This is a genomic window from Paenibacillus alkalitolerans (assembly GCF_016482785.1).
Lineage (GTDB): Bacteria > Bacillota > Bacilli > Paenibacillales > YIM-B00363 > Paenibacillus_AE > Paenibacillus_AE alkalitolerans.
In genome coordinates, this window is the sequence record NZ_JAEMXM010000046.1 from 1 (window position 1) to 10,407 (window position 10,407).

A 10,407-nucleotide genomic window follows, 5' to 3' on the forward strand; every position below is an offset into this window, starting at 1 on the left:
GGACAACCCTGCACCACCTAACCGCATCGCGGCCGGTGAACCGGGAGGCTAAGATAAGAGCTATCTAAGCCTCCCGGTCCCCCTTAAGGTGGTGAGGGTTCGTGAATGCAAGAACGTTAGGTGAAATTACCGAAAAACAATAAAACAAAGGAGAATCCTTTTGAACCTATTATTAAGTAAGTGGCCAGATCTAATTATTAATATTCTCGGTGTACTAATAGGTGGGTTATTAGCCTACGTTATTGCTAAGTGGCAAATTACACGTCAGTCAAAAGATAAGTTGAAAGATGATTTAAAGCTACTTGATAATAAATATTTGAAGGTTTGTGTAGAAGCTAGAGACAACCGGAATACTGCTGAACAACTTTACAAGGCGATAAGAGATGTAGGACCTGAGGCAACCCTTGAAGAGTGGCATTATTTTATTTCTATTGGTAATAAACTGTCTTTTTTATATTTCCACGACATTTTAAGGTCTGGTCTGAATAACCTGCTGCCAGATAAGGTTAATGATGAGATGTATACGGCTAATGAAATGGCACAAAATCTTTATCATTATATTCAACAATGTGCAAATCATAGTTTTGCATTACGCAGCATACCAAACCCTAAAGTTGGATTGAATTTACCATTAGAGAATTTAAAGACATATTCTAAAACCGTATGGGATCATCTTAAGTATTCAGTTGATGTTTTATACAAGCATAAAGACAAAGAGTCCGCATAATCAGGATGTCGGTAACTTCACCTAACACCGCATTCACGCATCGGGCTAACGCCCTCGGTCCGCAGAGGCATCTCGGAGAAGTGGATTCAGCGGACAACCCTGCACCGACTAAGCGCGTCGCGCCCGGCCTTACGGGCCTTAAGTCGGTGAGGGTTCGTGAATGCGAGAAACGTTACCTGACATGATTGCAAAAACCAGATTAAGAACACACTTTCCCGTAATTCCAATTCGTGGTATGATGTTAGTATTATCTGGAAGGTGTGATCTTTGTGAATGAGATTAATATTAGTCTTACTCAATTTATTGATTTCACATTGAAACAAGGCGCTTCAAAAGTGGCAGAGGTAAGGAAGATTAAAGAGCAGGGTGAATACCATCCAGCATTTGACTATTGGAGGGAGCTAAGGGAAGCAATAAAAGAATTACATGAGAATGAGTATTCCCTTGATTTTCTAGATCACGTTATAGATAAAGTTCACGATAAAAAGAAGATAAATTATACCGACACAGTTAAACAATATAAGAAATTTTGCAAAAAGAAAAAAATTGAATGGTTTGAGCCGGGAAAGGCATTCTGGTCTTCTGGTGAAATCACTGTCCGATCGACACCAGAGTTAGGGCTAATAATTGATGGGAATCCGCATTTAATTAAGCTTTATTTCAAAGAAAAGTCTGAAAACATGGAAAAAAGATCAACATCAAACATTTTAACATTAATGGCTCAATCAGAAAGATCTCATGAGGTAAAGGATGCAGTACATTCAGTATTAAATATAAAGAAAGGGACATTGTATCCTTCTTCTAATGAGAATTATTCAAATGACAGACTGATATCATTGGAGGCCGAAGCTACTCATTTTGCTTATATATGGAATAAAATTTAACCGACTTAGTGTCGGTTTTATTAATATTTGTGAGTATTTCTAGGACGGCAATCACATCAGATAACACCACATTCACGCGTCGGACAGCTAACGCTGTCCCTTGGTCCGCAGAGGCAATTTCAAGGAAGTGGGAGCTGCGGACAACCCTGCACCGACTAACCGCATCGCGGCCGCTCACTACGTTGTGCTTAAGTCGGTGAGGGTTCGTGAATGCAAGAGACGTTATCTGAAATAAGCTGAAAAGTGAGGGATATTATGAAAGCAAGAAAAATTATCCGCGAGATCTTGTTTTATATTGCCGTTGGGATTTTGATTGTAATTGGACTAATAGTAATTACGAATTTATTGATCGATTCTGGTTTCACCCCAGATTGGTTTAGTAAGTTAAGTTCGATTGCAACTTCCTTCGCATCAATAACAAGTGTGTTATTATTATTGGTCACATTCTTTTATTTGCTCGCAACTAGAAATATGGTGACTGAAATGAAAAAACAAAGAGAACTACAAGAAGAGCCTGTTGTTAGCGTAAGAATAGTACCAGACGAAATTAATTTTGGAATGCTTAACTTTTTAATTAAAAATACAGGTGGTAGTCCTGCTTACGATGTGTCAATTAGCTTTGATCCAGATTTACCGTACCATGGAGGTACGGTAAATGAAATTAGAATGTTTAATAACATGCCTGTGTTAGATAAAAATGAATCAATCAATTTCTTATTTGCCTCTTCACATGAGTATTTTAATAGTGACAAACCTAAAAATTCGGTAGCTCGAATTCAATATTATAAAGCACCAATTACAAATCTATCAGAAGACAACCCTCCTATCATCAGGGAGATAAGAGTTAACATTGAAGAAAGAAAAGGACAATTATATGTCAACAGAAATGGAATGCATGATTTGGTTAAAGAGATTGAAGAACTCAAGCAAGTATTATTAATTTCCATGGCGATCAATAAACAAAAGGATGAGAAGGATGATTGAAGAGATCTTTGGGAAACCGGCTTTCCCCTTAGTAGTAGATGATTGCTTTCTAATTATTCGGAATGATAAATTCATTCCAATTGACAAAGTCTACTTATTCACAAAAGCAAGAAGATTCCCGGTCCGAGCATTCGGAGAATTATGGATGACCGATTCAATAACAGATTTAAAGAAGTTTACTGGATTTTTCACTTGTCGATTTGATTTAGAATTCATGAAAGATCAAACCGAGCACTATACAATTCAAAGTAATCCTAAAGATAAAAAGCCGATCTATAAATTCAATGGAGTAAGTCTTTCAAGAATCAATAATGTAGAGCATAGAATTACAAATGTTAAGTTCAATTGTTTTGACTATGAAATTACATTCGATCATTAGTATTTCGAAGATGTCAGCTTACTTCAGATAACACCGCATTCACGCATCGGGGCATACGCCCCTCGGTCAGCGAGGAGCATTTTCGAAGCAGATGATTCAGCGGACAACCCTGCACCGGCTAAGATAGGAGCTATCTAAGCCGGTGAGGGTTCGTGAATGCAAGAGACGTTAGATGAAATCGCAAGAAGGAATTAATAAGACAACAAAGAACAAGTAGGTGGGATTCCGTTGGGAATTGAATATTATACTGACCGTCTAATTGAGCCACTTCAAGTTGTTGAAGTTTTTAGAAAGTCAGGAATTAGAAGACCTATTAATGATATGGATAGAATAGAAAGAATGATCAAGAATGCAGATGAAGTAATATCAGCTTGGGACAATGGAATTCTGATAGGGGTTTTGAGGGCGATTACAGATTATTCTTATTGCTGTTTTATATCTGATATAGCAGTAGATAAGGAATATCAAGGGCGAGGAATTGGAAAGACATTAATTAATAATTTGAAGAACAAGCTTGGTAATGAAGAAATTCAGTTCGTTTTAACATCAGCCCCTATAGCGGTTGAATTTTATGAGAAGATAGGATTTGAAAGAGCGGATAAAGCATTTGTAATAAAGAGGCTAAAGAATACATAAATGCTGGATTATTCGAGGAAGCTTGCGACATCATCTACCACCGCATTCACGCTGCGGAGCCTGACGGCTCCTTGGTCCGCAAGGGGAATATCGAGGAAGCGGAATCAGTGGACAACCCTGCACCGGCTAAGATAAGAGCTATCTAAGTCGGTGAGGGTTCGTGAATGCAAGAGACGTTAACTGAAATCGGCTAAAAGAAGAAGACGAGGAGGAGCAAAATGATAGTTACACCAAATTATCATTTTAACGGAGACTGTAAAGAGGCAATTGAGCTATATCAAAGAGCTTTTGACGGTAAACTTATTATGATCATGTATTATCGAGATGCTGATCCAGAAGATACATCTATTGAAAGCTTATCAGATGAAGAAAAAAACTATGTGTATCATGCAGAAATGATGATAGGAACACAACGTTTTATGTTTTCGGATCATATAAACGAAATTCCAAAAGGTCAAAACATATCAATTGTAATTACCTTTGAGTATCCATCTGAAGTCGAAAATGCCTACAATATATTAATTGATGGTGGCAAGATAATTCAACCGATATGTGAAACAACATATAGCAGTTGCTTTGCATCTTTAGTGGACAAATATGGAATGAGATGGGAACTAATGACCGAGAACAAAGCATAACGTTATTCCACCGATGACATGTCAGTGCAATTTTATCTGTGAAAGTAATTCGAGGAAGAGCCGACATCAGTTAACACCGCATTCACGCGGCGGGCCGCCCTTCGGGCGACCCTTGGTCGCCAGTGGTATTTCGGGGAAGCGGAGTCAGGCGACAACCCTGCATCGGCTAACTGCAGTCGCAGCCGGACCCTTCAGGTCCTTAAGCCGATGAGGGTTCGTGAATGCAAGAGACGTTAGATGAAATTACCGAAAAGATAAGAGGAGCAAAAAAAGATAATGGCAAATACAATTTCAATGCCAGAAGGACAGAAACATTTAGTTGAATCGATTTCTATGTCTAATGGACTGACAGCTGTATTTATAGAACTACTTGTAATAAGCGGGTCAATAGTTACTCAAACAAATCGTGAGCGAGAACTCATAATCTGGTTGGCCCAACATGACCAATCTATTGTTGGGATTGGAACAATTGGTTTTGATATTGATGAAATGCCGTGGACTTTGGATTATTTTGATCAAGAAAAAGATTTTTTAATTCGAACAATAACTTCAGCAATAAATGGTTTGGGTTGGTCTCGACTAGGATACGAACCTCGAAAGGATTGGATCATTGAACAACTTGAACACTTTCAGCTAATGATCAGCACATTTGATAAACAATTTGTAAATGAGACCCAATATAGAGAATGGTCAGAGATTGAGGAAAATGATGATAATCCTACAATACCATTGTGTAATAACGGAATTTAACTAATGACTATTTTGGGTTAATCAAGATGTCGGTAACTTCATCTAACGTTCTTGCATTCACGAACCCTCACCGGCTTAGATAGCTCCTATCTTAGCCGGTGCAGGGTTGTCCGCTGAATCCGCTCCCTTGTAAATGCTTCTCGTGGACCGAGGGGCGTATGCCCCGATGCGTGAATGCGGTGTTAGACGAAGCTCTTGACCTCATTGAATAACTTTCATGTGGTTTTTAATTATCAGTTTTATATGCTCTACTATTTCTTCCTTTCCTTGAGTCCCATCTATTACGAAATTCGAGTCAGATCTAACTGTATTTAACATTGCTAAGTATGCTTCCCTTGCTCCAGACAAATAAGATTGCATATCAAACATAATATCTTCAGGTGTCGAATTACTATAATCCCTCAAAATCCGTCTCGCCATTGCCACATCAAGCGGTGTATCAATAAAGATTGTTAAGTCAATAAAATCGTTCATTCCTGTGTTTAAATACGAAAATGGATAATCAAGGAAAATGTAATCGTATCGGGTTTTCGTACTATCTAATATAGCTTTTAAATCGTTTATTAAAGGGTCAAGTTTCCACTCATTGTGATCTGCTCCACGATGCACCCACTCAACCAAGTTATCCGGACCTTCAAAATCATAATCATCGAAATACAGTGCTATGGAATTCTCAATCTTTTTATTAAGAAGGTTAATTATAGTGGTCTTTCCACCGCCAGATACTGCAGCAATAGCTATAATAAAAGGTTTCTTCAAAATATCCTCCTTGAGAATGTAATATTGAATATGATTTTTGTAGTTTTTCCAAGAGTTTCGTCTAACACCGCATTCACGCATCGGCCCAGCTAGCGCTGTCCCTCGGTCCGCAAGAAATATTTCGAGGAAGTTGATTCAGCGGACAACCCCGCACCACCTAACCGCATCGCGGCCAGGAAACCGGGAGACTAAGATAAGAGCTATCTAAGTGTCCCGGTTTCCTTTAAGGTGGTGGGGGTTCGTGAATGCAAGAGACGTTAGATGAAACCTGCGAAAAACATTTAAACACACATATATAAATAAAAGGAGCAAAAGAATGAGCCCACCTAAGCATATCCTTTCTGCTGCAGCTATTGTTGTAAATGATAAGAATGAATTATTACTTATTAAAGGACCAAGAAGGGGCTGGGAGATGCCGGGTGGTCAAGTAGAAGAAGGAGAATCCTTAAGTCAAGCTGCAATAAGAGAAACAAAAGAAGAATCTGGAATCGATATAGAAATTATCAAATTCTGCGGAATATTTCAGAACATAGGGAATTCAATTTGTAACACTTTATTTTTAGCGAAGCCAATTGGTGGTGAATTAACTAAAACATCTGAAAGCTTGGATGCAGGCTTCTTCCCGATTCAAGAAGCACTTAACAAAGTAGAATGGAAAGATTTTAGACAAAGAATTGAGTATTGTTTAAGATCTGAAATGCAACCTTTTTGTGTTGAGTTTATGGATAATAAGAATATTTGAAGGTATCTCTAGAAGTCGCAGGCATCATCTAACACCGCATTCAGGCTGCGGGTCGGCTACGCCGCCCCTTGGTCCGCCAGAAGTAGGGGAAGTCGATTCACAACGGAGCGGATTCAGTAGCAGGGAAGCAGATTCAGCGAACAACCCTGCACCGACTAACCGCGTCGCGGCCGCTCACTACGTTCGCTTAAGTCGGTGAGGGTTCGTGAATGCAAGAGACGTTATCTGAAACCGTAAAAAAACTATATAAAGTAGGTAGACTCAATGAAGATTAAATTAAAAGAACTAAGTGTAGACGACGGCCTGGATGTCTTTGAGATGATTAAAGAGATTGGTTTAGGAGAGAACGGATTTACAACTAATTTTCCAGAACATAATTTTGAAGAATTTAAAGGCAGTTTATCAGGTTTAGTTGAGAAGTCGAAAGGTATCAACCTTCCTGAAGGATATGTCCCTCAAACGATTTATTGGCTCTATGTTGACGATAAACCTGTGGCCTATGGAAAGTTAAGACACGAATTAACTGAGAAATTAATGGAGTATGGTGGCCATGTTGGTTATATTGTAAGGCCAAGTGAAAGAGGTAAAGGTTTCGGTAAGCTTTTCCTTTATGAATTGATTAAAGCAGCCAAAGCTAAGGGAATAGATAAATTATTAATTACATGTGATGAAGATAATGTTCGGTCCAGGAAGGTAATAGAAAGAAATAATGGAAAGCTCAATACAGTAAACAATGGAATTTGTCGTTACTGGATAGAAATATAATTGTGGGAATCTCGAAGAAGTAGCGGCATCAGATAACACCGCATTCACGCATCGGGGCTGCCGCCCCTCGGTCTGCGAGCAGCATTTTCTGAAGTAGCTGAATCAGCGGACAACCCTGCACCGACTAAGCGCATCGCGCCCGGCCCTACGGGCCTTAAGTCGGTGAGGGTTCGTGAATGCAAGAGACGTTATAGGAAATTTTGCGTAAACCTATATATAAATCCGAAGGAGGCAATCGTTTCTGATATTTTTTGACATTGATCAAACCCTTTTAGATTTTAAGGGAGCAGAGAGAGCAGCAGTCGAGGCTTAGGTGGAACAATGGTCATTGCTGCATTTCATGGGTTTATACTTGCATTGGGATTAATACTTCCATTAGGTGTCCAAAATTTTTTTGTTTTTTCTCAAGGAGCTACAAGAAAGAATATTATTAATGTTATGCCAGTAGTTGTAACCGCATCAATTTGCGACACCTTATTAATCCTCTTGGCAGTCCTTGGTGTGTCATTAATAATAATGAGTTTTGTTTGGTTAAAATCCTTTTTAATTATTGCTGGATTCACCTTTTTAATTTACATGGGTATTGTAACCTGGAGGAGTGTTAAAACAAAAATAGTGATAAGAATAATGAAATTGAGAATCTAAGCATTCCCAAAGTTGTTGGATTTACAATTATGATTTCTTTACTTAATCCTCACGCAATATTAGATACAATTGGAGTAATAGGTGTAAGTTCTTTGAAATACGAAGGATATCAAAAGATAGCGTTTGTTACATCGTGCATAACAGTATCCTGGTTGTGGTTTGCATCAATAGCATTACTAGGAAGGTATGTTGGAATAAAAGATAGGGCAGGAAAATTAACTAAAGTTATTAATAAAGTATCGGCATTGGTGATGTGGTTAGCCGCTATATATCTATTGAAGATATTTTGAAGGCTATTCAAAGAAGACAGTGACTTCTGCTAACACCGCATTCACGCATCGGGCCTAACGGCCCTTGGTCCGCAAGGAGCAATTTCGATGAAGCAGATTCAGCGGACAACCCTGCACCGGCTAAGATAAGAGTTATCTAAGCCGGTGAGGGTTCGTGAATGCAAGAACGTTATGTGAAATTACTGCAGAATAGGGAGAACCATTTAATCATTCCCTTTCCTTAAAGAATGAAGGTGAATAATTATAGAAATACATAAAGTTAATGGCCTTACTATTGAGAATCTCAATGAAATGCTACATGAGAGCAAGCAAGAAGGATTTAGATTTATACAACGGTTGATCGATGATTATCAAAGCGGGGAAAATAGATTTGATCAGCCAGGTGAGGCCATATATGTCTGTTATATAAAGTCAAGATTAGTTGGGGTTTGCGGCTTGAATCGGGACAAAGATTTGGGCCAAAGCCGCGTCGGACGTTTACGAAGATTTTATGTGCTGCCCGAATATAGAAGACAAGGGATCGGTCGAAGATTAATTGAAGAAATCCTAGAATCCGCTAAAGGATATTTTGACGTTTTGCAGTTGAGGACAGATTCGGAAGAAGCGGATCGGTTTTATCAATCCATGGGGTTTATTAAGACAGAAAGTATGGGGAACGCTACACATTATTTACATTTAGGGCACCAGCGATAAGATTGAAAGCAAGATTATTACGTAGCATATTCGGAGACGGCAGTAACTTCACATAACACCGAATTTACGCATCGGTACTAACGCCCCGTGGTCCGCGAGAAGTATTTTCTAAAGTAGCTGATTCAGCGGACAACCCTGCACCGATTAAGCGCATCGCGCCCGGCCCTACGGGCCTTAAGTCGGTGAGGGTTCGTGAATGCAAGAAAGTTATATGAAATCAGCGCAAAAGCATATAAAGAAATAGTAATTTCATCACTATCGTAAATTACGAATGAAAAAATAAATCAATGGAGGTTATCTTCTCGATGGATTCTGCTAATAAATGCACTATTTTGTTACTTGGTACATATCATATGGGCAATCCTGGATTAGATATGCATAATGTTAAATCTGAGGACGTCTTAGCACCAAAACGACAAATAGAAATACAAGAGGTTGTCGATAGACTTAAATTATTTAATCCAACCAAAATTGCTGTTGAAGCACTGGCAGATGAAGATGAGGCGCTTAATACTCAGTTTCTCTCATATTTGTCAGGTGAATTTACTCTCGGTGCAAATGAAATTCATCAATTAGGTTTCCGTACTGCGGCAGAACTCGGTCATCACAGAATATATCCTGTCGATTGGAATGAATGGATTGGAGGTGTAGCATTAGGGCATGTTTATGAATATGCACAATCGTACATACCTGAGCTCTATCAACAGCTCTATTCAAATGGTCAGGAAAGAGTAGAAGCCGCTCAGAAGTCAATGAAAGTACAAACAATAAAAGATCTTCTACTAGCAGGTAATTATCCTGACGCTTTACGAAGGGACCACGAAACTTACATGACTGTTGCACGAGTTGGAGATGGCAAAAACAATATAGGAATTGATTGGCTCTGTAATTACTGGTATCGTCGGAACCTAATCATTTATGCTAATATTTCTCGAATATCATCACCTGAAGATAGAATCCTTGTGATTTATGGTTCTGGACATATCTACTTGCTTACACAATTTATTAAAGAAAGTGGCCTTTTTTCACTGGAATCGGTAGAAAAATATCTAGGTGGATCCCAACTTACGGGCAAAAACTGATGAATTTCGAGGAAGGCACTGACATCCTATAACACCGCATTCACGCATCGGGCCAGCTGCGCTGTCCCTCGGTCCGCGAGAAGAATTTTCAAGGGGGCGGATTCAAAGGGGGCGGATTCAACGGACAACCCTGCGAACCTAACTGCGCAAGCGCAGCNCGAGAAGAATTTTCAAGGGGGCGGATTCAAAGGGGGCGGATTCAACGGACAACCCTGCGAACCTAACTGCGCAAGCGCAGCCAGGCCTACCGGCCTCAAGGTTCTCGGGTGCGTGAATGCAAGAGACGTTATCGGAAATTCGGGAAAACCTTTGAATAATATAAACCAAACATTTGTTCTATCTTTTTAAGGGATCAAATGGTATAATTTAGGGTAAGTACAATTAAATCTTGAGTGGGAGTTGCTCCCTTCGAAAGGAGGTGAGCAACGAGTTG

14 protein-coding genes are annotated in these 10,407 nt (G+C 39.3%); 13 read left to right on the forward strand and 1 reads right to left on the reverse strand.

From position 1 onward, the window contains the following. Positions 1 to 160 precede the first annotated feature (160 nt). The 7 genes from JET16_RS29475 to JET16_RS29505 all read left to right on the forward strand — a co-directional run bounded on the left by JET16_RS29475 (position 161) and on the right by JET16_RS29505 (position 4,998). On the forward strand, positions 161 to 727 hold the full coding sequence (locus JET16_RS29475) for a hypothetical protein (protein WP_199624790.1): 567 nt from the start codon (positions 161 to 163) through the stop codon (positions 725 to 727). Between the two features lie 269 nt (positions 728 to 996). After that, on the forward strand, positions 997 to 1,611 hold the full coding sequence (locus tag JET16_RS29480) for a hypothetical protein (protein WP_199624791.1): 615 nt from the start codon (positions 997 to 999) through the stop codon (positions 1,609 to 1,611). A 255-nt stretch (positions 1,612 to 1,866) separates the two neighbouring features. Continuing rightward, positions 1,867 to 2,595, forward strand: coding sequence for a hypothetical protein (locus JET16_RS29485; protein ID WP_199624793.1), 729 nt, complete (start codon positions 1,867 to 1,869; stop codon positions 2,593 to 2,595). Next, positions 2,588 to 2,974 carry a hypothetical protein gene (locus JET16_RS29490; RefSeq protein WP_199624794.1) on the forward strand — a complete coding sequence of 129 codons (387 nt, stop codon included), beginning with the start codon at positions 2,588 to 2,590 and terminating at the stop codon, positions 2,972 to 2,974. The genes JET16_RS29485 and JET16_RS29490 overlap by 8 nt, the downstream gene beginning before the upstream one ends. 228 nt (positions 2,975 to 3,202) lie before the next feature. Continuing rightward, a complete protein-coding gene (locus tag JET16_RS29495; RefSeq protein ID WP_233532458.1) occupies positions 3,203 to 3,610 on the forward strand; it encodes a GNAT family N-acetyltransferase in 408 nt (135 codons plus the stop codon). Positions 3,611 to 3,828: 218 nt separating this feature from the next. Beyond that, complete coding sequence (locus JET16_RS29500; RefSeq protein ID WP_199624795.1) at positions 3,829 to 4,248, forward strand: VOC family protein; 420 nt, start codon at positions 3,829 to 3,831, stop codon at positions 4,246 to 4,248. A gap of 276 nt (positions 4,249 to 4,524) precedes the next feature. Further along, complete coding sequence (locus JET16_RS29505) at positions 4,525 to 4,998, forward strand: hypothetical protein (RefSeq protein WP_199624796.1); 474 nt, start codon at positions 4,525 to 4,527, stop codon at positions 4,996 to 4,998. A gap of 201 nt (positions 4,999 to 5,199) precedes the next feature. Here JET16_RS29505 and JET16_RS29510 read toward each other — a convergent pair whose 3' ends face one another. Then, positions 5,200 to 5,760 carry a nucleoside/nucleotide kinase family protein gene (locus tag JET16_RS29510; protein WP_199624807.1) on the reverse strand — a complete coding sequence of 187 codons (561 nt, stop codon included), beginning with the start codon at positions 5,758 to 5,760 and terminating at the stop codon, positions 5,200 to 5,202. 313 nt (positions 5,761 to 6,073) lie between these two features. Between JET16_RS29510 and JET16_RS29515 the strand changes: the two genes are divergently transcribed. The 6 genes from JET16_RS29515 to JET16_RS29535 all read left to right on the forward strand — a co-directional run bounded on the left by JET16_RS29515 (position 6,074) and on the right by JET16_RS29535 (position 9,974). Then, positions 6,074 to 6,499 (forward strand): NUDIX hydrolase, encoded by a 426-nt coding sequence (locus tag JET16_RS29515; protein WP_199624797.1) that lies wholly within the window; start codon positions 6,074 to 6,076, stop codon positions 6,497 to 6,499. Positions 6,500 to 6,763: 264 nt separating this feature from the next. Continuing rightward, the gene (locus tag JET16_RS29520; protein ID WP_199624799.1) at positions 6,764 to 7,264 is read left to right on the forward strand and encodes a GNAT family N-acetyltransferase; all 501 of its coding nucleotides are present in this window, start codon (positions 6,764 to 6,766) and stop codon (positions 7,262 to 7,264) included. 321 nt (positions 7,265 to 7,585) lie between these two features. After that, entirely contained in the window at positions 7,586 to 7,909 is a 324-nt protein-coding gene (locus tag JET16_RS31000) for a LysE/ArgO family amino acid transporter (RefSeq protein WP_325176806.1), read from the forward strand. Positions 7,910 to 7,938: 29 nt separating this feature from the next. Continuing rightward, positions 7,939 to 8,199, forward strand: a complete 261-nt coding sequence (locus JET16_RS31005; protein ID WP_325176807.1) for a LysE/ArgO family amino acid transporter — start codon at positions 7,939 to 7,941, stop codon at positions 8,197 to 8,199. A 291-nt stretch (positions 8,200 to 8,490) separates the two neighbouring features. After that, on the forward strand, positions 8,491 to 8,892 hold the full coding sequence (locus tag JET16_RS31220) for a GNAT family N-acetyltransferase (RefSeq protein WP_199624801.1): 402 nt from the start codon (positions 8,491 to 8,493) through the stop codon (positions 8,890 to 8,892). A 305-nt stretch (positions 8,893 to 9,197) separates the two neighbouring features. Further along, positions 9,198 to 9,974 (forward strand): DUF5694 domain-containing protein, encoded by a 777-nt coding sequence (locus JET16_RS29535; protein WP_199624803.1) that lies wholly within the window; start codon positions 9,198 to 9,200, stop codon positions 9,972 to 9,974. Positions 9,975 to 10,407 lie beyond the last annotated feature (433 nt).